This window comes from Leptospira jelokensis (assembly GCF_004769635.1).
GTDB classification, from domain to species: Bacteria; Spirochaetota; Leptospiria; order Leptospirales; family Leptospiraceae; genus Leptospira_A; species Leptospira_A jelokensis.
Genome location: NZ_RQGH01000026.1, coordinates 213648 through 239091 on the forward strand (window position 1 = coordinate 213648; position 25444 = coordinate 239091).

General features: G+C 36.8%; 26 protein-coding genes. 14 read left to right on the top strand and 12 right to left on the bottom strand.

Annotation, left to right across the window (positions count from 1 at the left end; all coding sequences use genetic code 11):
- Positions 1-14: 14 nt before the first annotated feature.
- From EHQ62_RS10925 to EHQ62_RS10940, 4 genes are all read right to left on the bottom strand, one after another.
- Positions 15-506, bottom strand: coding sequence for a DUF6933 domain-containing protein (locus tag EHQ62_RS10925; RefSeq protein WP_135642739.1), 492 nt, complete (start codon positions 504-506; stop codon positions 15-17).
- 470 nt (positions 507-976) lie between these two features.
- On the bottom strand, positions 977-1480 hold the full coding sequence (locus EHQ62_RS10930; protein WP_135642741.1) for an SRPBCC family protein: 504 nt from the start codon (positions 1478-1480) through the stop codon (positions 977-979).
- Positions 1477-1815, bottom strand: a complete 339-nt coding sequence (locus EHQ62_RS10935; RefSeq protein ID WP_208720666.1) for an ArsR/SmtB family transcription factor — start codon at positions 1813-1815, stop codon at positions 1477-1479. The genes EHQ62_RS10930 and EHQ62_RS10935 overlap by 4 nt, the downstream gene beginning before the upstream one ends.
- A gap of 314 nt (positions 1816-2129) precedes the next feature.
- The gene (locus EHQ62_RS10940; protein WP_135642743.1) at positions 2130-2540 is read right to left on the bottom strand and encodes a hypothetical protein; all 411 of its coding nucleotides are present in this window, start codon (positions 2538-2540) and stop codon (positions 2130-2132) included.
- 354 nt (positions 2541-2894) lie between these two features.
- Here EHQ62_RS10940 and EHQ62_RS10945 point away from each other — a divergent pair, with 354 nt between their 5' ends.
- The 10 genes from EHQ62_RS10945 to EHQ62_RS10990 all read left to right on the top strand — a co-directional run bounded on the left by EHQ62_RS10945 (position 2895) and on the right by EHQ62_RS10990 (position 13436).
- Positions 2895-3776, top strand: a complete 882-nt coding sequence (locus EHQ62_RS10945; protein ID WP_135642745.1) for a hypothetical protein — start codon at positions 2895-2897, stop codon at positions 3774-3776.
- 90 nt (positions 3777-3866) lie between these two features.
- The gene (locus EHQ62_RS10950; protein WP_135642747.1) at positions 3867-5387 is read left to right on the top strand and encodes an HD domain-containing phosphohydrolase; all 1521 of its coding nucleotides are present in this window, start codon (positions 3867-3869) and stop codon (positions 5385-5387) included.
- Between the two features lie 69 nt (positions 5388-5456).
- A complete protein-coding gene (locus EHQ62_RS10955) occupies positions 5457-6341 on the top strand; it encodes an alpha/beta hydrolase (RefSeq protein WP_135642749.1) in 885 nt (294 codons plus the stop codon).
- A 105-nt stretch (positions 6342-6446) separates the two neighbouring features.
- Positions 6447-6905, top strand: coding sequence for a DoxX family protein (locus EHQ62_RS10960; RefSeq protein WP_208720667.1), 459 nt, complete (start codon positions 6447-6449; stop codon positions 6903-6905).
- A gap of 7 nt (positions 6906-6912) precedes the next feature.
- Positions 6913-7698 carry a helix-turn-helix transcriptional regulator gene (locus EHQ62_RS10965; protein ID WP_135642751.1) on the top strand — a complete coding sequence of 262 codons (786 nt, stop codon included), beginning with the start codon at positions 6913-6915 and terminating at the stop codon, positions 7696-7698.
- 59 nt (positions 7699-7757) lie between these two features.
- On the top strand, positions 7758-8612 hold the full coding sequence (locus EHQ62_RS10970) for a sterol desaturase family protein (RefSeq protein ID WP_135642753.1): 855 nt from the start codon (positions 7758-7760) through the stop codon (positions 8610-8612).
- Positions 8613-8749: 137 nt separating this feature from the next.
- Entirely contained in the window at positions 8750-9841 is a 1092-nt protein-coding gene (locus tag EHQ62_RS10975; RefSeq protein WP_135642756.1) for an AraC family transcriptional regulator, read from the top strand.
- A 122-nt stretch (positions 9842-9963) separates the two neighbouring features.
- Positions 9964-10488 carry a DUF1772 domain-containing protein gene (locus tag EHQ62_RS10980; RefSeq protein WP_135642758.1) on the top strand — a complete coding sequence of 175 codons (525 nt, stop codon included), beginning with the start codon at positions 9964-9966 and terminating at the stop codon, positions 10486-10488.
- A 105-nt stretch (positions 10489-10593) separates the two neighbouring features.
- The gene (locus EHQ62_RS10985; RefSeq protein ID WP_167482870.1) at positions 10594-11052 is read left to right on the top strand and encodes a PaaI family thioesterase; all 459 of its coding nucleotides are present in this window, start codon (positions 10594-10596) and stop codon (positions 11050-11052) included.
- 230 nt (positions 11053-11282) lie between these two features.
- Positions 11283-13436, top strand: coding sequence for an ATP-binding protein (locus tag EHQ62_RS10990; RefSeq protein ID WP_135642762.1), 2154 nt, complete (start codon positions 11283-11285; stop codon positions 13434-13436).
- Positions 13437-13468: 32 nt separating this feature from the next.
- Here EHQ62_RS10990 and EHQ62_RS10995 read toward each other — a convergent pair whose 3' ends face one another.
- A complete protein-coding gene (locus tag EHQ62_RS10995) occupies positions 13469-13870 on the bottom strand; it encodes a hypothetical protein (RefSeq protein ID WP_135642764.1) in 402 nt (133 codons plus the stop codon).
- A 244-nt stretch (positions 13871-14114) separates the two neighbouring features.
- Here EHQ62_RS10995 and EHQ62_RS11000 point away from each other — a divergent pair, with 244 nt between their 5' ends.
- Genes EHQ62_RS11000 through EHQ62_RS11010 form a run of 3 tightly spaced genes read left to right on the top strand, consistent with a single transcriptional unit; the run spans position 14115 to position 18824 of the window.
- Positions 14115-16721, top strand: a complete 2607-nt coding sequence (locus EHQ62_RS11000) for an FAD-binding protein (RefSeq protein ID WP_135642766.1) — start codon at positions 14115-14117, stop codon at positions 16719-16721.
- Positions 16718-17800, top strand: coding sequence for a hypothetical protein (locus tag EHQ62_RS11005; protein WP_135642768.1), 1083 nt, complete (start codon positions 16718-16720; stop codon positions 17798-17800). The genes EHQ62_RS11000 and EHQ62_RS11005 overlap by 4 nt, the downstream gene beginning before the upstream one ends.
- Before the next feature lie 25 nt (positions 17801-17825).
- Positions 17826-18824 carry an alpha/beta fold hydrolase gene (locus EHQ62_RS11010; protein WP_135642770.1) on the top strand — a complete coding sequence of 333 codons (999 nt, stop codon included), beginning with the start codon at positions 17826-17828 and terminating at the stop codon, positions 18822-18824.
- A gap of 52 nt (positions 18825-18876) precedes the next feature.
- On the opposite strand, the gene EHQ62_RS11015 is transcribed toward EHQ62_RS11010, so the two are convergent.
- The gene (locus EHQ62_RS11015) at positions 18877-20343 is read right to left on the bottom strand and encodes a protein adenylyltransferase SelO (RefSeq protein ID WP_135642772.1); all 1467 of its coding nucleotides are present in this window, start codon (positions 20341-20343) and stop codon (positions 18877-18879) included.
- 344 nt (positions 20344-20687) lie between these two features.
- Between EHQ62_RS11015 and EHQ62_RS11020 the strand changes: the two genes are divergently transcribed.
- Positions 20688-21626, top strand: a complete 939-nt coding sequence (locus EHQ62_RS11020) for a DUF1554 domain-containing protein (protein ID WP_135642774.1) — start codon at positions 20688-20690, stop codon at positions 21624-21626.
- Positions 21627-21639: 13 nt separating this feature from the next.
- Here the strand turns inward: EHQ62_RS11020 and EHQ62_RS11025 are convergent, their stop codons facing one another.
- The 6 genes from EHQ62_RS11025 to lsa14 form a co-directional block, all read right to left on the bottom strand.
- Complete coding sequence (locus tag EHQ62_RS11025; protein WP_341866976.1) at positions 21640-22647, bottom strand: hypothetical protein; 1008 nt, start codon at positions 22645-22647, stop codon at positions 21640-21642.
- A 52-nt stretch (positions 22648-22699) separates the two neighbouring features.
- Positions 22700-22951, bottom strand: a complete 252-nt coding sequence (locus EHQ62_RS11030) for a hypothetical protein (protein WP_135642778.1) — start codon at positions 22949-22951, stop codon at positions 22700-22702.
- Positions 22952-23279: 328 nt separating this feature from the next.
- Positions 23280-24287: a hypothetical protein gene (locus EHQ62_RS11035; RefSeq protein ID WP_135642780.1), complete on the bottom strand. Its 1008-nt coding sequence runs from the start codon at positions 24285-24287 to the stop codon at positions 23280-23282.
- 3 nt (positions 24288-24290) lie between these two features.
- Complete coding sequence (locus tag EHQ62_RS11040) at positions 24291-24623, bottom strand: TRL domain-containing protein (RefSeq protein ID WP_135642782.1); 333 nt, start codon at positions 24621-24623, stop codon at positions 24291-24293.
- A gap of 2 nt (positions 24624-24625) precedes the next feature.
- Positions 24626-24943: a TRL-like family protein gene (locus EHQ62_RS11045; RefSeq protein ID WP_135642785.1), complete on the bottom strand. Its 318-nt coding sequence runs from the start codon at positions 24941-24943 to the stop codon at positions 24626-24628.
- Between the two features lie 12 nt (positions 24944-24955).
- Positions 24956-25348, bottom strand: a complete 393-nt coding sequence (lsa14, locus tag EHQ62_RS11050; RefSeq protein ID WP_135642787.1) for an adhesin Lsa14 — start codon at positions 25346-25348, stop codon at positions 24956-24958.
- Positions 25349-25444: the final 96 nt, after the last annotated feature.

Consider the following 25444-nt stretch of genomic DNA (forward strand, 5'->3'; position numbering starts at 1 on the left):
GGCTTTGATTTCATTTAAGAATATTTTGCGATTCTATCTTTTGGCCGATCCATCCCAATGTATGAAAAGGGTGTTTTGTTAAGAAATTCACTTAAAGCAAATGGAGATGAGTCTTCGGTGTTATCCCCATCTGCTAAAATAAACTCTGTCATCTTGATCATATCACTCATAGATCCTAATATTCGCCGATTTAATGTAGATGTGATCAAAATCTCTTTTGTTAAGGGCACTAACAAATTGTTGACTACTGTTTCAAGCCCTTCATTGGTTACCTGATTTTTCCATGCTTCGATCATTCGATCCATGAATTCTCCATCCGTTTTGATTCCTACTCCTCTGAAGATAACGGAAAACAATGATTCAGCATGTGTAGCTAAATAATATTTATGTCTATTTGCTGTGAATTGATTCACATACCATTCGTTCGAAAGATTGGATTCTGCAATTGGTTTTAATTGTTTCCATTTAAATTTATCTTGGACCTTTTTTGTAAACCGAATGATCATAATTACTTGAGTAAAACTAAATTGAAAACAAAGGGAAAGTAATATTCAGGGGATTTTTGGAAAAATTAGTTTGCACTCATCCATGGATTGAAGGAAACCTTCAGTCAAGTTCTCTAAAGAACCGAAACTCATTCTTTGACTCCTTTGCGAAACTGAGTTACATTCCAACGATTTCTGAATTGATTGAAGTGGAAAAATGTTAAGGGCGTGGACTTTCCTTCGTTAACATCAATCTCTATGCTTCCACCAAAGCAGAAAAAGTGAAAATCTGGACAAAGGGCAAAACTCTTATCGAAATTTGTAAAAAAGCCCATTTGGTTTATACAAGTTACTCAATAGGAAAGCAGATCCATTGCCTGGAATATTTTATCCTTTTCACCAATCAAATCCCTGTTAGATTTAAATTCTTTTTTCATCTTCGAGATGAATTATATCAAACAGGGGATTTGGTAGGTCACATGAATTTTAGTTTAAGTTTTTCCTTTTTTTATCATGGCAACAAGTTGATCGAATGCGGTTCCCCAACCTTCATGAAATCCCATTTCTTCATGTTTCTTTTTCTGATTTTCGTCCGTATGGATTGCGATCGCAGTATACTTCGTACCTTTTTCCGTTTTTTCTAAGTTTACGACCGCTGTAAAAAAACCAAAAGGATCATTGGGATCCGCAAGGGAAGGTCGATAACCTGGTTGTAGTGCGCTTGTCCATGTTAGTCTTTTGTTGGGAACCACTTCCAAATAACAGCCGATACCTGGAACTTTCATTCCTTCTGGTGACTCCATAACGGTTCTAAAGATTCCTCCAGGCCTTAGATCGATTTCGCATTCAATTGTCTTCCAAGGTAAGGGACAAAACCACTGCATCAACTGTTCTGGCTTAGTCCATGCATCCCAAACCAGTTCCACAGGAACGTCTACAGTTCTTTCTAATACCAAATCGATATTAGGATTTATTTTCAAAAGCGAATCATTCATTTTTTTTTATCCTTCATTTTATATAAAAAACTATCCAATTGATCTAATCGTTTTTCCCACATAGACCTTTGTTTATCTAGCCAGGTCTCTGCAATTTTTAATGTATTTGGTTCTAATTCGAAGGTTCGAACTCTACCGAACTTATAAGATTTTACAAGTCTTGCTTTCTCAAGTAACGAGAGATGTTGCATAAAAGAAGGAAGTGCCATCTCAAAAGATGCGTACATCTCGCTTACAGTTGCTGGTCCCGTACTCAGTTTTTCCAAAACCGCCCGTCTTGTCGGGTCCGCTAGATTTTGAAACACAAGGTTTAATGATTCCGAATACTTAGTCACTTACCTAAGTATTGAAAACTTTAAATTGATGTCCAGATTTTTTTTTGAAACTTCTGTGACAGGAAATTGGAAGTAAAAAAGAATTCTTGGTTTTGAATCAAGTCGCATGGAAGCCGAATGGATTTCTATGGTCCAACCAACTCATCACATGGAATAGGGAATCTGTCTTGGATATTGGGCTTCACCTCTGGAGTTTGAGGCTAGGACTTTGGAAAAAGCAAAGGACTTTCCTCAGTGGTTGGATGGAAAAGATTTATCGCATTGTCAAAACAAAACAAACTCTTTTGTTTACATCCGAATCCAACACCGCACAACTACCAGAAACCAATTCCCATCACCAACAGCACAAGGCCAATCACGAGTGCGAAGAACCCATCAGTAATGTATTCTTCTATGTTATCCCACATAAACTTTGGCTCTTTCTCTGAAATCCGAACCATTCGAACAGGAACGGAGTCCCCTAAACGATAGGGTGGCAGATTCCAATACAAATTACTGGGAAATCGATATTCTTTGCCTGCATCCTCTACCAAAATTTCTAAAGAAAGCAAAGGCACTTGGTAACGATCTTTCCCCCGTGGAACAAAGGATACAACTCTGCCTGTAAGAGGTAAGCCAAAAATACGAAATCGAATCCACTTGCGAATTGTGTTCATTGCTAGGAGTAATAAGAAAACGGCTAGCGTAACAAAGATACGTGCAATCCAAAATTTTGGCTCTTCCATTCTATCCTACTTAGACGAAATTTTAGTCGCCTTTTTTTAGACTCCATCAGATCCTTCGGTTTACGAAAGCGCTCGGAATATGTTTTTGTTTTCAAACGCATGTGCAACATATACCAGATTACAACGGCTCTCAGGATATATATGCAATGAGCGAACTATTTCAAATTTTTTGGCATCATGTTAGAAAATAGTGTCGCCTTTATGCCGAATTGCCTCATACTTCGATAAACTCAAGGCAACTGAATCACTATCTATCACGAATATCGGGATTCAGCTTTGAATTTGCAGATTGGATCGTGTAGAAAAAACAAAGGATTTTCCTGAGTGTTAACTAAATTTTGTAAGAAGGCTTCTATGAAAATGAATACTCTGCATTATATCGCATTATCAATATTAGTTGTTTCTGTAACAAGCATCAATTCAAATGAACAATTTACACCAAACCAAGCAAATTGGAAAACACTCCTATCTAAGCCCTTAGCCGCTGGCAACACAGGGCATGATCCAGATAGTGTGAAATGGATAACAAAAGCCCAATGGGATGCAGCAAAGTGGGATGGTAAAACAATTTATGATCCAACAAAAATGAATAAAACTCAATTTTTCACAGCACTTTGTCCAAGCGTAGATCGTGTTCGTGGCATTAGAGAAGTTTTTTACAAAACAAATCCATTCAAAGATAATAAAAATCCCTCAAAAGCAGAATTAGACGAGTGGCACAGAATTGCAATCAATCATATTCGTGCGTTAGTTGGTTATACAACAGAAGACAGACAAATTCAAAAAGACCACTGTATGTTCAAACGGGCTCTTTGGGGAGACGAAAGAAAATTCACAACTATGTGGGATGCAAAATACCCAGGAACTAACGGATCGGCGGCGGGTCCTTGTCAAGGTTCGTCCAATGCTCATTGTGGAGCAAGTTTCATTCCTAGTGCAGAAGACCAAGCTCCTTATTTTAGTGGGACAGAGTTAGTTTGTAAGGCGACGGCTGGATCAGAAGGAGTTTTTAGTGGACCAAAATCCAACATTCCTTGGTCAATCAAATGGTCTCGTGCTTTTTGTAATACTTTAGCTGCCGAAGGGTTTTGGGGCGGTCATATTGGACCTTGGTTTCATCGCGAAAAATTTGGATTTAGTTTTTGGGACATCGATATTAATAATAACAATAGTTCTGCAGTTCTACGTGCAAAATGGACTGGCAAGCTCATGCCTAGTTTGTATCCGAAACCTTAAAACAAAATGTGAAATTTATATTCATGTTAGTAAAAAGACTAAAACGGAAAGCCAAGTCGTTATAATATTTAAATAAACAAAATTCGTCATATGTTGGATATCAAAGAAATCTTAATTAGTATTTCAATCGCTCTCGATTATGCCAACGGTAGGAAACCAGAATTTACCTTAAAACTAGCCTTAGTTTCAGTATTTTTGGCAAAATTGACAAACTGTAACCAAAGGGAGATTCATTTTGTATATCTAGCGTCTTTGTTTAAATCTATTGGTTGCACCTCTTACTCTTCAGAAGAAGCCGAGATTTTCTCTGGTGATGATATCAGTTTTAAATCTTTATTTTCAACAGTAGATTCCATGAATCACGTACAAGCATTAATTCAGATCAATCAATTACGTGCTGAATCACGATGGGATGATTTGAAAATGAAGTTACGATTGATTTTGGACGGAAACAAAATTTATAAAAATATTATAGAAGCTCATTGTGATTCAGCTAAAATGTTGATCCAAGAGATTCAATTAGATCCTGAAATCAGTGCCATCATCAATGATAGTTATGAAAGATATGATGGGAAAGGAACACCGAACCAAAAGAAAGCCAATGAGATACACTTTCTCTCGCGAATTCTCTCTCTTTCATATTACTTCGTTAGCCTTTCAGAAATTATGGATTCCAAAACAATTCGCAAACGTTTGGTTAAAAGCAAAGCATCAATGTTTGATCCAAATTTAGTTGATTCTTTGCTTCAATTCTTAGATGAACTTTTGATTATGATCCAATCAGATTCAATCCATGATGACGCTTTATTTGTTTCCCCAAATATTTATGTAAGTCATTTGCAGTCCGTCGCTAAGATGATTTCCTATTTACCTGATTTTAAATCTAAATACACTTCTTTGCATTCCAAAAAAGTTTCGGAATTGGCAGTTTACTTAGCCAAAAAGTTAAAGCTGAGTGAAGTTGAACAGAACAAAGTGTACATTTCTGCATTATTGATGAATATCGGAATGGTTTGTATACCCAGCGGAATTTTAGAGAAAAAAGGAAATTTAAATCGCTCAGAAAGAGAAAGAATTGAAACACATACATTTTTCACTGATCAAATATTAAGGAAGAGCAAATTACTCACTCCCTATATCGAATACTGCATTTCTCATCATGAAAATTCAAAAGGTACTGGTTACCATAGAAGGGTAAAGGAATTAAGTATCGCTCAATCAATTCTAATTTATGCCGATAAAGTGGTTGCTCTTGCCTCAGAAAGGTCTTATAGAAATGCATTTTCGAATGAAGATATACTTTCAATCGTAAAAAACGAAGTACGAGAAGGTTATCTCGATAAAAACATCTTTCCCTTTGTAGAAGAATATCTTGGTTTCAAAAAGAAAAAAATCGTAAGGAAGGAAAACAAATATTCATTAACGGAAAGAGAAATTCAAGTGTTAGAACTCCTTGCTGATGGAAATACGAATAAACAAATCGGATTGATTTTGAAATTATCTGCGAGAACCGTTCAACACCATACCATTCATATCTATGAAAAGATGGGTGTCAAAACGAGATCGGCCGCAGTCATGATTGGATACAAAGAAAAAATTTTACAGATATAGGCCATTTGGCCCTTGTGATATAGATTCCTTTCTGGTATTTTTTAGTAAAACTTTCAAAATGAGGCATTTATGAAATTTTTACTGACTTTTCTTTTATTATTCACTTTTTGCAGTTCACCGGCAAAAGAAAATCTAACAACATACAAATCAATTACGATCGGAACATCTAAAACAATCGTTTTTGTTCATGGCATGTATATGACACCTAAATCATGGGAAACTTGGATTACTTTTTTTAAGCTGAAAGGATTCAAAGTTTATGCTCCTGCTTATCCACTTCATGACCTCGATCCAGAAATACTTAGAAAAAAATACCCAAATCCAGAACTATCAAAACTTACATTTGCCCAAGTCAAAGAGCATTATAAACAATTTATCCTAAGTTTAGATGAAAAACCAATTTTAATTGGCCATTCAATGGGTGGGCTTGTCGTTCAATCATTGTTAAATGAAAGGATTGGATCTTCTGCAATCGCACTAAGTCCTGCTCCTCCGAAAGGAGTCGTTTCAAAATTGACAGCAATCAAACATGGAATTTCTTTTGTTGCCTCGTCATGGCCTGTGATCAATCCTTTTGTTTCTGATGATTCCCTTATTTTTTTAGACGAAGAACATTTCATTGAAAAATTTGCAAATGGATTGGAATACATAGAAGCAAAAAATTCTTATCAACAATTTGTTGTACCAGAATCACGAAGGCTTCCTCGTTCCATCTTAACGGAACAAGGTGAAATAAATTTTGACAAAGAACGAGGACCTTTACTTCTCATCGCAGCCGACGAAGATCACATTATTCCAAACACACTTGTGCAAGATAACCACAAAGCTTACTCAGGATCTGCTGGGCTTACAGATTATATTGAATACAAAGGGAAAGGCCACCTTCTCCACAGGCAAAAAGGATGGGAAAACATTGCAAATGATTGTTTCACTTGGATCGAGGCAAATCGCTAACTGAAACCTAATTTTTTTTGATAAAATGGATTCATTTGCAAAAAATGTTGACACTGCAAACATACGTGTTTACTCTGTCAACATACACAATTTGGGAGGAACTTGATGACTGTTTTTGCATTACTTATCATTACCTTTGGCCTACTCACGCTGATGGCACACCTAGGCATCTCCACTCTCTCGAATTTACAACTGAGAGGGAGGATCGCCACTGCCATCATGTTTGCCTTCGCGGGCATAATGCATTTTGTAAAACCAGATATCTTTCTAAAAATGATGCCTGTGTGGTTACCATGGCCTTATGAACTGATCCTGATTTCCGGTGCAGCTGAAATCTTTGGAGGAATTGGATTGTTGTTTCCTTCAATCTCACGTATCGCAGCGTGGGGTCTCATTATTCTGTTACTGGCTGTGTTTCCAGCAAATGTAAACGTAGCAATCCACAACATCCAACTCGGTGGATATATGAGTCACTCTCTCTACCAATGGCTACGCCTACCGTTTCAATTCGTTCTCATCTTCTGGATTTATTATTTTTCAATTCGCAAACAAAAGTCTACTTGATTACCGAATGAGTATATTTTGGATCCACCCATCATTTGTTTTACAATATGAGAAGCGCAATCTTCAATATGGCACACATTCTCACCATGCGGTTCAAATTTTATTTTCACCTAACGAGTCATTCAAAATTACATCAAATCATATTTTTGAAATTCATAAACAGCTGATTGTAATTCCCCATAATTCCATTCATAAGTTTTCAATTAAAAATCCTTATTTAAGCATCTATTTGGATCCGAAATCAATAGTGGCGAATAAAATCCTAAATTATGCTGCGGCTAGGATTGATTTCAATCTCAAACTCTCAAAATTTTTAAAGTTTTATAAAGATATTTCTTCAAAACAAATTTCACCTAAAAATATACCGAAACGACTCGAAGAAGTATTACTAGATTTACTTAACGAATCAAATTCACAAAATTGTTTTGGCACAAATAAAAATATTATGGATGAGAGAGTTTCCATTTGTTTGGATTTAATCGAAAGATATTCATACCAGGGTGAACCGATCAAACCTTCTCAATTGGCAAAATCATGCAATCTGTCTATGTTTCGATTGGTACATTTATTTTCTGAAAATGTTGGGATTCCCATACGGACTTATGCTCTGTGGTGTAAAATGAGAAACGCCATCTCATTTTTGATGTCAAAAGAATCAATGCTTGATTCAAGTTATCTGGCTTACTTTTCCGACCAGTCTCATTTCAGTCGGTCATTCAAAAGAATGTTTGGAATCAATCCTTCCGAAATCTTTCAAGATCCTTCCAAATTTGAAACTTTTTTTATTCTATAATTTGATTGTATAGCAAGATCATTCAAGAAAGAAATCATTTTTTACAATATGCTAAAGGAATGAAAAGATTTCCAACAGTAGAGAAACATTTTTCTCTTATTTATTCCATTTTGATGTTAAGTTCTATTCTCATCATTGTCAATTTGCCAAATGATTATATATCATTAACGATCATGGGAATTTTATTCATATACGGAGTTTTAATTCGACAGTTTGAAATTATGTATCCCTATGATCCTCTTTGGGTGAATGGAGGGGATGATTCATTAGATCGGTTCTATTATTTTATCAATTATTCGATTAAGATTGGTGCTCTTTATTTATTGCATTTGATTTCAGATTTTCTACCTCGATTTAACATTTTTCCGAACCAAATTCCCATTATCTTTCAAGTTTTATTAATTTTACTTATCATTGATTTTTTTGTATATTGGGTACATCGACTAAGTCATGTTTATCCAATTTTATGGGATTTACATTCCATTCACCATAGTTCAAATCGTCTTTATTTTTTAAATGGGGAAAAACGACATGCCCTTCACCAATTATTGGAAGGCATGCCTGGATTGACCCTCGTTTATTTTATGGGAGCTGATGTATCCCTCATATCGAAAGCATTCGGAATTCTTGCTATCAATATGTTCTTCCAACATACAAATTGGAATTATAACTCTAGTTTTTGGAAACGAATGATTTGTACAGCAGAGGTTCATCGGTGGCACCATAGACAAGACTACAAAGATGCCCAAGTAAATTATGGAGCTTGGTTACGAATTTGGGACCAAATCTTTAAGTCTTCCTTTGATGCACCCGATTCCCGTGAAGCGCTTGGAGGTGTTGGAATTGCAGAAGAACCCCATTACCCAAAAACTTATTCGGGGCAATTTTTCCGAGGTCTAAAAAAAATCATTTAAATTCGAATCACCTTTAGGTACCTTAGATTTGGAAGAAAATGCAATTCCCATTTATCGATTTAGAATCTAGCGAAAAACGATGGTTACAAATTTTTGAAATTAAATTATAAATGTATGCTTTTGATTAGAGGATAAATTTGATATTAGCCAATATTTTATTGTTTGGTGGTCTGCTTGCAGTTTTGTATGCAGCCGGTGAACTTGTATCAAAGCGCAGCTCTGAATCAAGGCTGATTGTGTATCTACTCCTATCGATAGCTTTGATGTTGGTCCATGCAGCTCTCTTGTTACTTGATGATGTTAGTTACAGAATTCCGCAAATTCTCGGTTGGTACCTACCTGGAATGTTGTTTATTGGTCCAGTGCTTTTGCGCTACGTTCAAATGAGAATGCATCTGACCAATGATACTTGGAAATGGAAAATACATCTAACACCTTCATTCGTTTCAATCATTGGTCTCCTTCTAGTTTTCAATATTGGAACGCATGAAAAAATTGCTTTGATTTCGAATCTAAAAAAGGGTGTGTTGCCAAATCCATACGATTGGTTCACAGCCATAACCAGTTTACATCCAATCGGTTATGCGATCTACGGAATATTGTTTTTAATCAGAACATCGCAAGAAAGGAGATTCCAGAGCGAAGTATTGATACGGATACTGTTTTTCCTAATGTTTACTTTGGGTGTGATCTCTTTACTTTTGTTCATTGGGTTTATTCTTCATAATGCAATTCTAGTATCATTTGGTGCGGTGCTTTGTATATTGTTTCTGTTAGCGTTATATCTTTTTGTAAGGCGGTTTCCTGGATTCTTTGAAGATCTGCAAATTGTCATAAATAAGGGGAAATACAAAAATACTCAATTAAAAGGGAAAGATTTTGATTCCATCAAACAACAATTGGAAACACTTATGAAAGGAGAACATTTGTATCGAGATGATGGGCTGACTCTGGCGGCTTTGGCTAACAAGTTACAATTGAGCAAACACCAGTTGTCAGAATATTTTAACGTTCAGTTGAACGAAAATTTTTCGCGTTATATCAATCACCACCGCATTGAAGCAGCGTGTGATCTACTTTTACAATATCCTGAAAAAACTGTTCTCAGTATTGCTTACGAGGTAGGATTTAATTCTAAAAGCGTATTCAATACGACATTCTTACGAGAAAAAGGGCTCTCACCATCTGCTTTTCGGACGCAAAATAGAATATTTAGTCATGATCATTAGAAGAATCTCTATCGCCTGAGGCATCCATATGGACCTGTTTTGCAAACATCATAAATAAATCTCCATTCCATCTGGATCGAAACATATTTTAAGTTCGGATTGATCAATCAGGTCGCTCACCAATGGAAACCATGATATGTTTTTATATAAAACAGGAGAGAACAATTATGGATATTGTGTTGAATTCTTTGTCACGTTGGATCATTTTTTTTGCGGTGATTTTACTTGGTATTTCTGCTGGTGCGAGCCTTGCAGAGGAAGTTTTGCTTGTGCCATTCTGGGAGAGCATGAGTCCTACCGATTTTTACAAATGGTATGAGGAACATGAGTCAAAACTCGTGGCGTTTTACGGTCCGTTACAAATTTGGAGTGCAGTGATTGTTTTATTTGCATTTGTACTACTTATCGTTAAGCGAGAAAGTAATCCTTGGATGATGTTGGTTGCAACAATTTGTTCCTTGGCTGTACTCGGTACATTTTTTATTTATTTCAAAAATGCAAATACAGCGTTCCTTGCGGGAGTAATGGACGCCGAACAATTAAAGATTGCCATAAAAACGTGGGGTCAATGGCAATGGATTCGCATCGCCCTTCAAATGGGAGCATTTTGTGCTACTATTTATGCACTTTCAAACAATCCTAAATAAGATTCAAACTCAATGATAGTAAATCGATTGAATTTTGTTCGGAAAGTTCGTGTACATCAATAAAAAATGGAATCCAAATGAATGATGATGATGGAATTTCGGTGTATGGATAAACACTTATTCCAAAGACCAGCTTTCAACGATCCTTTTCCAAAAGTTGAAGAATATTATAATCGTAGTCTTCAACTTCAAAATTTTGGAGCAGAGATTAAGTTTGTTACTGATAATTTGCTTACAGTAACTGTTTCTCATCCCAACGAATTACACAAAGGAGGAATGGGTGTAGAATCAGTGAATGGAGCAGTGATATCTTATCTTTTCGATTTGGCTTTAGGACTCACTGCGTATCTCATTCGAGATCCCAAAATACAAACATCAGTGACTGCGAGTTTAAAAATTAGATTTAAAAAACCATTGATCACAAAAGGAATCATTGTGTATGCAAAAGTCAATCAGACTAAAAAAAATCTAATTGATTCAGATGTTTGGGTATTTGAGCAAAACAACCAAATAGCAGCATCGGCCAACGGCATCTTGATGACGAAAACTGAAACAAAAAGTTAAGCTGCACTTTGCGATATTTAACACTTGAGTGAATTTTATTTAAAGATGATATCCCTAAGCCCCGTTCCTATTTGACTGAACTAACCTTATTTAAATGACTAGTAACTATCCTATAGTTTCTAATTATTTTCAATTGGTATCAGTGAAAAACCAATTATTGATTGATCATTCCGACTTTGTATGTTATCAGATTCTAATTTGTTTTTTTAAACTTTGTTAGGGAAACTTCCATGAATCGCAAAAAACAAAAGCCAGAATCGACTTCCCAAAACAATAAATTTCCAAACTTTGATTTTCAAAATATATTTCGATCTCTTCCAGAACTCTACATGCTTTTGGATTTAGATTTTTGCATCATCGATATCAGCGATGCATATGCAAAAGCGACTCTAATCGAAAGAGAAAACGTCATCGGCAAAAATCTTTTTGAAGTCTTTCCTGACAATCCAGATGATAAAACGGCGGATGGGGTTAAACAACTTCGTTTTTCCCTCACACAAGTTATCAACTTCAAACAAACTAGTACAATGGCATTACAAAAATATGATATCACAAAACCAGATGGAAGCGGATTTGAAGTTCGATATTGGAGTCCTAGAAATTCTCCTGTTTTAGATTCCAATGGTGATTTAGTATGTATTGTTCACACAGCAGAAGATGTTACGGAATTCGTTAATTTAAAACAACAACGAGTAAAACAATCGGAACTAACCGATGAAATGGCAGATCGCATTTCAAAAATGGAATCGGAAGTAATTACTCGTGCAAAAGAAGTAATTGAAAAAAATGAAGCTCTACTGAATAGCGAACAAAATCTATCCATCACACTCAGTTCTATCGGAGATGCTGTTCTAACAACCGATAAGCATGGAATCATCAATCGTTTGAATCCGGTAGCTGAATTATTAACAGGTTGGACTGAAAGAGAAGCGATCGGTAAAAACGTAAGCGAAGTTCTGCAGTTGGTTTTCGCTCTGTCTGGATTACCCAAAAGTATTCCCATTTTCGAAGTCATTTCTCACGGAACTGTCAAAGGAAATAGCCAAGATGGAATTTTAATCCACCGCTATGGAAGAAAAATAAATATTTCTGATACTTGCTCACCCATTCGTGATAAAAACGGAAAGATCATTGGATCAATATTAGTTTTTCGTGATATAACGGAAGAATTTGCCGCAAAAACATTTTTGGAAAAAGCAAAAGAAGACGCAGAACTTGCCAACAAAGCAAAAGATTCTTTCCTCGCGACCATGAGCCATGAAATCCGGACGCCACTAAGTGGCCTAATCGGTATGTTAGAGTTACTTTACCAAACTTCGCTCAGTGATGACCAAAAAAATTTAGTGAACAATGCTCTAGTTTCAGGTAACAGCTTAATTCGTATTCTCAGCGATATTCTTGATTTTTCCAAAATAGAAGAAGGTAAATTGGAGTTGTCACTACAACCAACATCGATCAGTCGACTACTTTCCGAAGTTGTAACAACCTATTTACAAATTGCGAGTTCAAAAGGATTAACTTTGAGTTATTCTGTGGATGAAAAAATTGCAAAGGCACATATCATGGATCCCCTACGTTTGTCCCAGATTATTAATAATTTTGTTAGCAATGCAATTAAATTTACATCCAAGGGAAGCATTAACATTTCTGCTAAATTTATTAATAATATTGATACACTACAACAAATCCAGTTTTCCGTCACCGATACAGGGATAGGTCTGAGCAAAAGTGATCGTTCAAAATTATTCCAGTCTTATACACAAGCCACAGCTGACACAGCTAGATTATATGGTGGCACTGGCCTTGGGCTAGCAATTTGTATGAGGTTGTCCGATCTGATGGACGGGAATATTACGATTGATAGTACACCAGGCGTTGGTTCCACGTTTAACTTTACCTTGTCACTTCCCACGGCAAAAATGGATACGCAGAATGAAACTTCGAAAGAAAACATCCTTAATAGAATTGAACCAATACTTTTTTCCAAATCCTTTACTCCACGCATTTTAGCTGTAGATGACAATTCTGTGAATTTGGAAATCATATTACGTCAATTGAAAGTTTTTGGTCTACATGTTGATGTAGCTGATGATGGGGAAAAAGCATTGCAGTTGTGGTTAAAAAATAATTACCATCTTATAATAACAGACTGCCATATGCCGATTAAAGATGGTTATATGTTAACCCAAGAGATCCGAAATATCGAAAAAAATAATTATGCGAAACGGATCCCTATTATTGGTTACACTGCAAATGCATTGTTGGAAGAGAGGGAATATTGTTTGTCCATTGGGATGGATGAGCTTTTGATCAAACCTGCTCGATTGGCAAATCTAAGAGAAACTCTTGTCAAATGGTTACCAGAAAAACCTTTAAACGAATGATCGATACGTTAAGACAGAAATTTCTCTAAAATTTAAATATCACCGTTTTGACTTAAAAGATTAAAAAGTTCCTGCACGGAATTTTGTATGGTATCCACATCGATTAAAACTTTTTGAGTAGGTTTGTAAGTAACTGTCTGCTTCCAATAAATCTTACTGGATTTTATATCCTTACAAATAGCATCATAGTTGATAACATTGATTTCGTTTTTTCCATAGCCTTTCCTTTCATAACTCAGATTTTCGATCGAGATCCTACGATCAATTTTTGTTTGACCTGAATTAGATTCGTCAACTTCAAAGAGTTGAAACCCTTTGGAAATCAAAGTTGATTCCATAGAGGAAAGAAATAAGGAACTAAATTCAGTTTCATGATTTAATTTCATGATCTGAAGAGAGTAATTTGGTGCATCCTTGGTATAAAAATGTTCCAATCCATTCTTCCCATCAAATGATGAATGTTAAATGAAATTCGAACAATTCTCGATTAGCTGGCAATATTTGTCCTGACAATGATGACAATCCCCCCCCTATCTTCGGTCAATTTGAACATCTGACTTTCCTTTGAGTCTAATGTCTCAAATGGAAGCCCACACCAGGATCACGAAAAAAATTGAATCATTTTTTATTGCAATTTAATTCGATCCATTTAGAGATGAACCCTCTAGGAGAGATTTTTTGAAAATCAAACAACTTCTACCAGTCACATACTTACTCTTAAATTATAAAGGCCGAATTGATAGAAAGGTATATTGGATTGCCTCATTATTTATGTGGTCCAATTTTTATGTATTCTACCAAACTTTAGATTATTTCCTAGGAGAAAGTGCAACTTGGATCATTTACCCACTTATGCTTTGGGGAATCCTTGCCGTTTCAGCAAAACGATTCCATGATATAGGAAAATCCGGAAATACTATCTTACTTACGTTGGTTCCCATTATTGGGCCGTTAGTCGTAATCTACTTTTTAGCATTCAAAAAGGGTGATCCAAAGGACAACCAGTATGGAAGCGTTCCAGGATCAGAGATTGATTACTATAAAAACGATGATGGGACAACAATCCCCCATCTAAAATCAAAAGAAATGATCATCAATGATGTGACCAGGCTTAATCCAGTGATCGTGTCGGAAGTCATTCGGCCTGAGTCAGTGGAAGAACTGATTGGTTTTGTCAAAAATTCTTCAGGACCAATCTCCGTAGGCGGGGGACGATTTAGTATGGGAGGGCAAACGGCAAGCCCAAGTTCTACCCATATTGATATGAGAAAACTCAATCAAGTTTTGGAATACAATCCATCAGAAAAACGAATCAAAGTCCAAGCAGGAATTCGTTGGTGTGATATCCAACATTATATTGATAAAGATGACCTTTCTGTCAAAATCATGCAAACCTATGCAAACTTCACCGTTGGGGGAGCTCTCAGTGTCAATTGCCATGGTCGTTATATGGGACTTGGACCTGTTGTATTGTCAGTTCGATCCATTGATGTTGTGTTAGCTGATGGTAACCTTGTCAGGGCAAGTCGGACTGAAAATTCAGATATATTCGCAGGAATGATTGGCGGTTATAACTCTGTTGGTATCATAACAGCCGTTGAGTTTGATTTGGATGACAATGTCAAAGTCAAACAAGTCAGCAAAAAAATGAAAAAAAACCAATACTTCCAGTTTTTTAAGTATAGCATTCGAGAAGATAAAAAAGTAATTTTCCACAATGCTGATATTTACCCACCTAAATACGAAAACATACGATCTGTTAGCTGGGAATTTACCCTAGACAAACCAACGGTAAAATCTAGATTTATGCCCTTACAAGCATCGTATCCAATACACCGGTATTTTTTCTGGGACTTTACAGAATCACCATTTGGAAAATGGAGGCGTGAATACATTGTTGATCCCCTTCTCTTTTTGGCCAAAAAGGTACACTGGCGGAATTACGAAGCAGGTTATGATGTTTTAGAATTGGAACCATCAGCACGTGAAAAATCAACCTATGTATTACAGGAATACTTTGTTCCCATTGAAAAATTTAATGTTTTTTCGGATCGATTGTGTGATATTTTAAAACGCCATCAAGTCAATATGGTAAACATTTCGGTTCGTCATGCGAAAGCTGATGAAGAAACATATTTATCATGGGCACCTAAGGAATGTTTTGCGTTTGTCTTGTACTACAAACAAAAAGTGAATGAAACAGATAAGTTAAAAGTAGCGGTATGGACTAGAGAACTGATGAATGCCAGTATCGATGCGGGAGGAACTTATTACCTACCATACCAAACTCATGCATCTAGTGAAATGTTTCAGAGAGCCTATCCAAAATATAAAGAAATATTTGCTCTCAAAGAGAAACTTGATCCCAAATTCAGGTTCAGGAATATTTTTTGGGATACGTACTACAAAGAAAAACCAAATCCTGAGATACCAAATTCTGAATTCCATCGAGTTTTTTCTGATGTTAAGTGGAGTGATGCCCTTTATCGATTCTTACAAGTGATCTTCAATCTATATCCAGAAGAAAAGTTTTTCCAGTTAATTTATGATATCACAAAACAATTCAAAACCGATAAGGATATTTATTTGCAAATAGTGGATAAACTGAGTTCAGTAAAACCCTTTCATGCTGATTTGACCTATGCCTTACCTGCTCTATTCAAACAGAAAAAGGAATTGTCATCGCAGATATTGGAACTTTTGGGAAATCAAACAACAATTAATGGTTATTTGGAAATTGGGACTACAGGTAGGTATGTATCGACATTAAAAAAGAAACTAAAGATGAATCAAAAAATTTATCTCATCAATTCAGTTAGTCCGAAATACACACCAGCTGATATTTTAGAAAGAGGTGGAATCAAAAAAATAGGAAAATTTATCCCACTCAATGATTATGATCCGATTAACGAAAGTATTCCCTCAGAAAGTTTAGACCTTGTCACTTGTTTGATTGGACTACACCATATTAAATTGGATAAATTGGATTCATTCATCCAATCGATCCACCGTGTCCTACGCGTAGGTGGCAAATTTATCTTAAGAGATCATGATGTAAAAGATCTTGAGATGTTTCGATTTGTATCTCTTATCCATACAGTATTCAACGCTGGCTTAAAGGAAACTTGGGAATTTGAATCTGCTGAATTTAAAAAATTCCGATCGATTGATGAATGGGTGGAGATCCTAAAAAAGTTTCATTTCGAAGCAGGGCAAGCTAGGTTACTCCAGAAGGATGACCCATCTGATAATGTTTTAATGATTTTTACAAAGGTATCAAAATGAGTCGATTGATCTTCACAACTATCATTTCTTTTTCGCTTAGCATTGGCATTTGGACATCCAAACAATCTAAAACGGAATACATAGAAAAAGTTCCAACGGAATGGATGCTAAGTGATTCAAATATTTTTACTCCCAAGGAACATATCCGTCCAGGAGACCAAACCTTTTTAACCTTTCCTGAATGGTATTTAGTCCATAGTCCAAACGAACAAGCTACATATTTTAAAAACAAAACATCCAGTACCTTTCCATATTGGGAACATGTATTGCAACTTTGGAAATCATATATGATTGTTTCGGATCAAATTTTAGAAACCTATGAATTCAATTATGGTTACCATCTGATGATCGTTGTATTAACAGTGAGTACAACAGTGGAATACGGTGCAAAACAAATTTACGAGACTATGATTGGAAGGGTCACATCACTCAGTGAAGACAAAGCAATAACGGAAGAAGATCAATTCAACGCTAAGTATACGCAATCATACGTAGATTTTATCTTTCAAACTCCATGGTATGAATACAACTTTTTTCAAGAATTAAAAACTCTATGGTTAGATGTTCCCCTATTCGGAGATCATATGCTTCGCAAATGGGAAAGGCGGTATTATCTAACTACAGATATATTCGTAAAAGCTGTTTATGGATTTTTGATCAAAAAAGCAACCAAAGCAACCTTTGAAGATCCCATTTTAGGAACAGCGATTGTTTTGAATGAAGCCATTGAGACCAATGACAAAATCCAAATCTTGGAAGACAATGACACTCATCACTTGGTGTATTTGATCCCTCGTTACGCAGACTTTCACCCTACGTTGGAATCGATCTTAATCGGAAAGACGGTTGGCCTAAAGGAAATTGCAGGGAATACATCAGCCACCTTAGTGACTGTTTTGGTTAAAAACGGAGAATCTTTACCCAAAATTCCAGATTCCAATACTTTGTTCCGACAAGACATCCTGACTAGACCTGGTGAAAACAGATATGCTCTTGTTACAAAAGTAGAAAACTTAAAATCAATGTTGGAAATTTTAAAAGAATCAAACATTGAAATAGAACACATTTACGATTTTTAAATTGATTTTTCTTACTTAGGATATTATGAAACAGATAAAAAATCTCACACTCTTCAGTTTTTTTGTGATCTTGTCTATCTTTGTATTTTATGCAAGTTTACGTTTCTTCCGAGAAACGGATTCTCCAGAAGAGATAGCTCCAAAAACTGGTAGGTTTGTTCAAAGTAATGATGTAAAAATTTACATACAGGAATTAGGTGATCCAAAAAATCCAGCGGTTGTACTCATTCATGGTATGGGCTCATGGAGTGAACTGTGGAAAGAAACGATGGTTGAATTATCAGAAAACGGATATTATGCGATCGCCATTGATTTGCCTCCCTTTGGCTTTTCGGAAAGACCAGCGCCAAAAGAATTAAATTCCAAACAACAAGCGAAACGAATCGTGACAATCCTGGATGCTATCGGAATTCAAAATTTCCATTTAGTTGGGCATTCTTTTGGTGGAGGTGCTACACTTCATACGGCTCTCACAATTCCAAACCGAATCCTTTCTTTACAACTCGTTGACATTGCAGTTAACTTAGATGTAAAAAAAGAACCAACAGTATCCGAACCATCGTTTATGGAAAAACTTTGGAATCTTTCCTACCTACGAAATCGCCTCTTGGAAGTGACGGCAACAAACCCTCATCTTACAAAATTTTTGTTTAGTCAATTTGTCCATTCTCCCGATTGTATCACAGAAGAAAAAGTGAAGGTCATCCAGATGCCAATGCGACTGAAAGGAACCACTGCTTTTTTAGGTGATTGGCTCGGTGAATTTATCTTTCACTCCAATGATGAACTTGCCAGAGATTTTCAGACATCAGAAAATCAACTCCAAATGCCCATTGTCATCGTCTGGGGGGAATTAGATACGGTCACACCGATTTCCGATGCAAACAAGATCCAATCAAAACTCAAAAATTCTCGTTTGCATTTGATAGCTGGAGTGGGCCACATCCCCCAATTGGAATCACCAAAAGATTTTCATAAAGTACTCATAGACAATTTGAAATCTGTAGATGGGAATCAGAACTAAGGAATGAACCTGAAATAAAAAAACAGAAATGATGAGAGCAGAAATTTCCGACTCAAGTCCCACAAAAGGTTTGGTAATTGCCATCACCACCTTGTGGGACCTCTTCACCATAATCATAACCTAACTCACGTATGTATGGATTCTGACTTCTTTTGATGAGCGTTTCCGCAACACTCATTTGTCCTTGGCGAACATTTGCGAGTGCGATTTCAACCATGTGATTCCTTGGAATGAAACTTGGATTAGATTTTTGCATGAGAGAAATCGCATCCTCTTCTCGGATCCCTTGTTTTTTTTTCTCTTCCTGCCAATCCTTCACCCAGTCCTTCCAGCGACTATCCTGATAGATCGTCTCCTTTGGCGTATAAACTCCTTCTAATACAAGGAATGTATTTGTGAAATCAGCCTCCCTGTCTTGCATCCACTGGTAAAGATTTCTTAGTAATGGCAAATCCTTTTCTGTTAAATTAGGAAACCCTATTTTTTCACCTAACATCCGTATATAACTTTCTTGGAACCACATTTCCAATTCGTTTAACTTCGCTTTTGCAAGTTCAATCGCCTTCTCCTCATTTGGATCAATGAGCGGAAGAAGTGAATTGGTTAAACATGCAAGATTCCATTGTGCAATTCCCATCTGGTTGGCAAATGCGTAACGAGCATTGGCATCAATCGAACTAAATACACGTTTTCCAAAATAACCATTCATAAAAGCACAGGGGCCGTAATCAATGGTTTCTCCTGCTAAACTCATGTTGTCTGTATTCATTACACCATGGATGAATCCCACCCTCATCCAATGGGTAACAAGCGTTACTTGCCTTTTCATCACAAATTCTAAAAATGAAAGTGCTGGATTTTCAGCAGACATAAGTTCAGGAGCATGCCGGTTTACCGTATAACGAAACAAAGCCTCTAACTCGTCCAAGGATAAGGCCTGGTATGCATATTCAAAAGTTCCCACTCGAATGTGACTTGAGGCAACACGAGTTAGGACTGCACCTTCTTGGACTTCTTCTCGTAACACGGGCTCACCCGTTTTCACCACAGCCAAACTCCGAGTCGTTGGAATTTGTAATCCAGCCATCGCCTCACTCATGATGTATTCTCGTACCATGGCACTGATGGTCGCACGGCCATCACCATTCCTTGAATACTTTGTCCTTCCAGATCCTTTCCATTGGAAATCGAACCATTCTCCTTTTCGATTTTGAAACTCTCCCATTACAATCGTTCTACCATCACCTAACATTGTAAAGTGTCCGAACTGATGGCCTGCATAGGCTTGTGCAAAAGGCCTAATCCCATCGGGTAAACTCGAACCAGAAAAAAACTTTGCAGTCGTTTCCTCTTGTTTGTTCCAATCGGAAAACTGAAACTCGTCCGCTAACCCTTCGTTCCAAAAAATGACCTTGGGATCTGCTACAGGAGTGGGATTTGTAAATTGATAAAATGACTCTGGTAACGAAGTATAAGTAATCTCAGAGATAGGAGTTCTTGGAAAAGAAAGTGAAGGCATACATTTTAGACCGCCTTTCATGTTCGTTGTAAAATCAAATTTGTCAACCCTCTCGAATGCCAGAAACGCCAATGAAATTCTTTTTTTGTGGGGCGCACATTTCCGGCTTTCCGCTCCAATCTTTGCATACGCAAAGGATTTCCGCTACAATCCGGGGCGCTGGAGGACCTAGCATTTCGATACGGCCTTCGGCCTACTCAATGCTCCAGATTATTGGTTTTGGTTATCATTTAGTGTTTGGGTAATCCTGTAAAAGGCGATTTTACGTATTTGATTTTGGATAATTTAAGTTTACAATTTATTGATAAGTGGAGAGAATTCTATTTGGGTTTTTTATTCGTCTTATGCGCTTTCGGAAATTATTTACTTTTACTTCACACTTTTTAATGATCCTTTTTTTTTCTAATTGTGAACAATTAGAAAGGAATAATGTATGCGACCCAAATTCAGAATCATTTAAAGAAATTCAAATTTCAAAATTTATAACCAAAGATAGTACTCCTACATGTGGTAAAGATTACATTTCGACGATTATCCCTTATTCTATCTCAGGTTCTATTTCAGGATTAACAAGTACAGGTCTAAAACTTTCTTTGAATGGAGCCATCACTTTGTCAGTCGATATCGGAAGTTCATATTTTTCATTTTCAAACATATTAAATACAGAATCAGCATATTCGGTAAGTGTCTCCAATCAGCCTGTAGGATTAATTTGCAATGCATCAAATAGTGAGGGAATTGTCAAAAAATCAGATGTTAATTCTATATCTATCAATTGTGAACCAACTTGTAATCCTTGTTTTCTTTTTTTAACGAATTCTGGATATCCGCCTAACCCAGGAAGTGCAAAAAACTTTGATTCATTTTGTAATACTGATGGAAATTATCCAGGAACAGGAATTTATAAAGCAATGGTTGTGGATGGAGTGAGTAGAATCGCATCAATTAGCCCAAACGTAGGTGATGGACAAATTGACTGGATCTTTGCACCGAATCGAACATATAGTCAAACAGAAGGAGAAATTGGTACTACGAATTCGACGGGTTTATTTACAACGACTCTGTTGCGTAGGTTCTCACCAAATTCAAAATATTGGACAGGTTTGAATTCGAACTGGACAACTAATTCTGGCAATACTTGCGATTTATGGAGAGATAATTCTGGTTCTTTTTCGGGAATTATGGGCCAAGGAAATTCAACTTCAATTGCTGATATCACTGCTGGTTGGACTCCAGATCCGTGTAACTTAAGTAACCAACAATTAATCTGCGTTGAACAATAACATTGCTCTCTTTTCAAATTTGAAAAATTGAAATTGAGTTATGTTTTTGTTTCCAAATCACCCCATCAACGATGTAGTGATGGAAGGTAAGTGACATTGTGAATATCACAGACATCGGTATCAGTTGTGTTTTAAAGAACTCAGAGATTGTCATACCCAGTTCAGGAAGGAGGTAATAAAAAGGCATTGCGAGGAGAATCGTAAATCCAAAATAGAGAATTGTATACCCACTTCCCCACTGCGAAATCCAAGTTAAAACTTTGGCCTTTGGATCTAGACCAGCTCGAAATCGACTGCGGTTATAAACCCAAACATAGACGATGTATTGGACATTATGCCAAACGTTGACGAGTAACCAGCCAGAACACAACTCATCGATCAAAATATAACCGACAAAAAAAATAAAAAAATGGGATGCCATAAAGAAACTATGCCCTTTTGCAAAGTCTCCCCGCCTAATTGAAGCAAGTCGAGTCAATGCCCAATACAGCCAAAGCATAACTGTGATCACACCTGCGATACCAACTACCAATTTAGGAACCTGTGGAAGCCAGAATTCTTGGAAAAGAAATTCATCGGGTCTTTGGGAACACCGGTGGAGAAAACCCCAAATTGGTATAGACCAAAGAGTGACTTCAGATAATAATTCCGAATCCCAACTAAGACCTCCCGCTTTACGCCTGTAAGTTTGCGTGATCCCCCAACTTTGCCGCACTGTGTGGTAAAATTGACCAACGAAATAAAGAAACAAAAGTCCTGTCAGTCCCCAGTTGGCTCCTACTCCCAAAAGAATCAAAAACACGATTGGTGGCAGAGTCCAAACCAAAACCCAAAACCTTTTTCGATCATCCGAATGAAAGAACAACCGAGTGTATGTTGACCAAAGATGTTCGTACCCAAAAAGCCAACTATGTAGGGTTAACATTGGGATAAAGAGCAATGGCCAAAACACAGTGACCCCTGCCATCACACTGGCAAGCAAAGAGATCCCAAAGATAAAGGCAAAATCGAACCGGGTCAATTTAGGAGAAACCAAATCCATTAGGAATCTGAACAACAATCCTCTAATGGATTTAGGTCACAACACCTGGAGGAAGTTTTGATCTAGGAGGTTCTGTACAAACATTTTTTTCCCCATCAGATTTACACTCTTGGTGTTTTTGGCATTCATCGGAGGATTTACACTCTTCACCGGCCTTCTTTTTATTCGGATCATTGGGAAGGTAGGCTTCACTTTTCATTTTTGCTTCTGGTCCCGCGTAAGCCACACTGGTCACCAAAGCCAAACAAATGAGTAATATGAATTTGATCTTGTGTTGGTTCATCAAAATTCCCCTCGATCGATCCTTGTCCATTCCTGTGGGTTTTGACCCCATACAGTTGAGCCATGCCGATCTGCTTTTCGAGTTTAATCTAAAAGTGAAAGTTTGGCAATCCATTTCAAGAGGTAACCCTTCCTCTTCCTTCCTGTTAAAAGCTATACGTTACTTGGGATACGGAAATGAGAGAATCCATTTGTGACAAATGCGATTGGAAAAGACAAAAACGATAGTAGAAGATGATCCAATCATTCAAAATGATGAGGAAAAAAAAGAAGAGGAAGAAGAAAATAGCCTAACAGGCGATAACCTGTCAGGCTTGTTTTAGAGTGATTTACTCACCAAAACTTTTTGAAAATTCGAAAGAAAGGTTTAGTGCAGTGAAATCAAACTTTTGTGTTTGAGCACCATTCCAAAGCGCATATTTCAATGAATTTTCTGCACTTGTAGCGGATCCAATCGAAAGTGGATTACTCGACCTTACTAACATTTTCTCTTTGGAATAACCCCATTTTGTGGCAAACCATGAAGAAAATCGGAAAACAAAATCAAGAGTTTGTTTGGTTCCTGTGTAAGTCACATCGGCACTTTCAAAGAGTCCACCAGCCGCACTACCTCCATTTCCAAAGACAGCAAAAACAGTAGGTCGAGATTCAGTTCCTTTTAACATATAGAACTGTTGCCCTAAATGGATTTCAAACCAACGAAGTGGTTTAATTTCCAAGTGAAGTCCAGGGACAAATCCTTTTGCTGCCATTTCTGTGTCTCTTGGCGAATATGAATAAATGAAACTAGTGAAACCACCTGCTGAAGCTAAACTTTGAGTGAAGATACTTGTTTTTGTCAACTGGTCAACAGTTGTATGACGCAAACTAGCACCTACGTTGAAGTTAGGTGTTAAGGGATGAAAGTATGCAAATCCCAAACTCCTTTGTTTTTCTTGAAATTCCGTTCTGTATACATCATCACCAGGTTTCTTTTTATCGTTCACAAGTGTTCTATCTTCGTAGAGAAAACGAAATTTGTCTTGGTAACGATACTCAAGTTCTCTTCCAGAAGAAGTTGCATCAAATTTTGGAATTTGTTGAGAATAAGCATACAAGTCAAACCCAGATATCGGCGTATTTCGAATTGCATAGGCCGAAACGTCTTCGTTTCTTGCATAATCTTTTTCTGGAATGTAAAGAGTTCCGAAACCAGAATTGAGTCTTAAATAAACTCGGTGTTTGTCAGGTTGTCTTACTTCTGGTAATTCATGTGTTGAGTCAAAATCTTTGGCAAAAAGACTACCAAAGGAAAGAAACAACATTACCAAACTGAGGATAATTTTGTTATGGGACACGAATCATTCCCCCCAAACAATCACACATTCGCGATAAAAAAGGAATGGTAAAATCGTTAAAGACTCACGATCCACAACAGCGATTTTTTTGATGCCTGCGTGTTGTGCTCCTTCTTCAATTGAGTTTCCAGCACCAAAATAGAAAAGGTTTACAATGTATCCGGATAAACTGCAAGACTTACCAGACTTTTCTACTTTTGCAGATGTCACCATATTCCCTGTGGCATCCCCATTTAAGTGTTGGGTTGTTTTTGTGAAAAAGTAACCAGGAATCGGTGTGGTCACACAATTTGTAAAGAGTGTTAAACTAAAAATGGATAGTAAAAGGTATTTCATGATCATTCTCCAGATACAATGGTACAGTAGTTACGGAATACACCAGTTAAGACAGAAAGGGTAGAATGGTCGATTGTTGCAATTTTACTAATTCCATTTTTGTTTGCAACCGAACCTGCACCCGCATCCCCAACACTAAAGAGATAAAAGATTGTCCACATACATCCTTTTCCTTCTTTTGAAACCTTCACATTGTTTTCAGCGTTGAACGTTCCAGCAAATTTAGTGGAAGTAAAGATACCACCATGGGTTGGTCCAATCGCACAATTTGCGAATAAAAACACAGATAAAATTGAGATAAAAGCTAATTTCATTTTCATAATGGGCTCCGATTACGATCCTTTCACAATGGTACAAACTCGGTGGTAAACATGACCCGCTAGGATTCCGAGTTGTTCGTAGTCTACATAAGCTACTTTTGTAATGTTTCCAGCTTTCTTTGCAGATTCGATGGAAGAATCGCCAAACGCAAAAAGGTAAAGAATGGAATGGCTACAACCTTTCCCTTCGGAAGTGCCTTCAGCATTGAGTCCAAGAGGACCTGGAACATAATTTTTGTGGAAGAAAAATCCACCTTTTGATGCCACATAAGGCGAAGCATACTCTCGAGTAGGGTTTGTATTCGCTCCCGGTGCATATAAGTATACATATAAATTGTTCCCTGAACAATTCAATGTAAGTAATAGTAATGTGAGTGAGATGGCAAAGAAAATGCTCTTTTTCACATGATTCTCCTAGTGATCTTTGATTTTTGACAGTTGTATTTTTTGATTCTAATTGTGTCAATCCACTCCCGTACATAAGAAGAAAATCATACAATG

Coding starts and splice junctions, on each gene's coding strand:
- EHQ62_RS11005 (WP_135642768.1), top strand. CDS start 16,718: ATGAGTCGATTGATCTTCACAACTATCATTTCTTTTTCGCTTAGCATT.
- EHQ62_RS11045 (WP_135642785.1), bottom strand. CDS start 24,943: ATGAAAATGAAATTAGCTTTTATCTCAATTTTATCTGTGTTTTTATTC.
- EHQ62_RS10950 (WP_135642747.1), top strand. CDS start 3,867: ATGTTGGATATCAAAGAAATCTTAATTAGTATTTCAATCGCTCTCGAT.
- EHQ62_RS10930 (WP_135642741.1), bottom strand. CDS start 1,480: ATGAATGATTCGCTTTTGAAAATAAATCCTAATATCGATTTGGTATTA.
- EHQ62_RS11010 (WP_135642770.1), top strand. CDS start 17,826: ATGAAACAGATAAAAAATCTCACACTCTTCAGTTTTTTTGTGATCTTG.
- EHQ62_RS11040 (WP_135642782.1), bottom strand. CDS start 24,623: ATGAAATACCTTTTACTATCCATTTTTAGTTTAACACTCTTTACAAAT.
- EHQ62_RS11015 (WP_135642772.1), bottom strand. CDS start 20,343: ATGCCTTCACTTTCTTTTCCAAGAACTCCTATCTCTGAGATTACTTAT.
- EHQ62_RS10965 (WP_135642751.1), top strand. CDS start 6,913: ATGAGTATATTTTGGATCCACCCATCATTTGTTTTACAATATGAGAAG.
- EHQ62_RS10960 (WP_208720667.1), top strand. CDS start 6,447: ATGACTGTTTTTGCATTACTTATCATTACCTTTGGCCTACTCACGCTG.
- EHQ62_RS10990 (WP_135642762.1), top strand. CDS start 11,283: ATGAATCGCAAAAAACAAAAGCCAGAATCGACTTCCCAAAACAATAAA.
- EHQ62_RS10945 (WP_135642745.1), top strand. CDS start 2,895: ATGAAAATGAATACTCTGCATTATATCGCATTATCAATATTAGTTGTT.
- EHQ62_RS10925 (WP_135642739.1), bottom strand. CDS start 506: ATGATCATTCGGTTTACAAAAAAGGTCCAAGATAAATTTAAATGGAAA.
- EHQ62_RS11030 (WP_135642778.1), bottom strand. CDS start 22,951: ATGAACCAACACAAGATCAAATTCATATTACTCATTTGTTTGGCTTTG.
- EHQ62_RS10940 (WP_135642743.1), bottom strand. CDS start 2,540: ATGGAAGAGCCAAAATTTTGGATTGCACGTATCTTTGTTACGCTAGCC.
- EHQ62_RS10970 (WP_135642753.1), top strand. CDS start 7,758: ATGAAAAGATTTCCAACAGTAGAGAAACATTTTTCTCTTATTTATTCC.
- EHQ62_RS11020 (WP_135642774.1), top strand. CDS start 20,688: ATGCGCTTTCGGAAATTATTTACTTTTACTTCACACTTTTTAATGATC.
- EHQ62_RS10955 (WP_135642749.1), top strand. CDS start 5,457: ATGAAATTTTTACTGACTTTTCTTTTATTATTCACTTTTTGCAGTTCA.
- EHQ62_RS10985 (WP_167482870.1), top strand. CDS start 10,594: ATGGATAAACACTTATTCCAAAGACCAGCTTTCAACGATCCTTTTCCA.
- EHQ62_RS10980 (WP_135642758.1), top strand. CDS start 9,964: ATGGAAACCATGATATGTTTTTATATAAAACAGGAGAGAACAATTATG.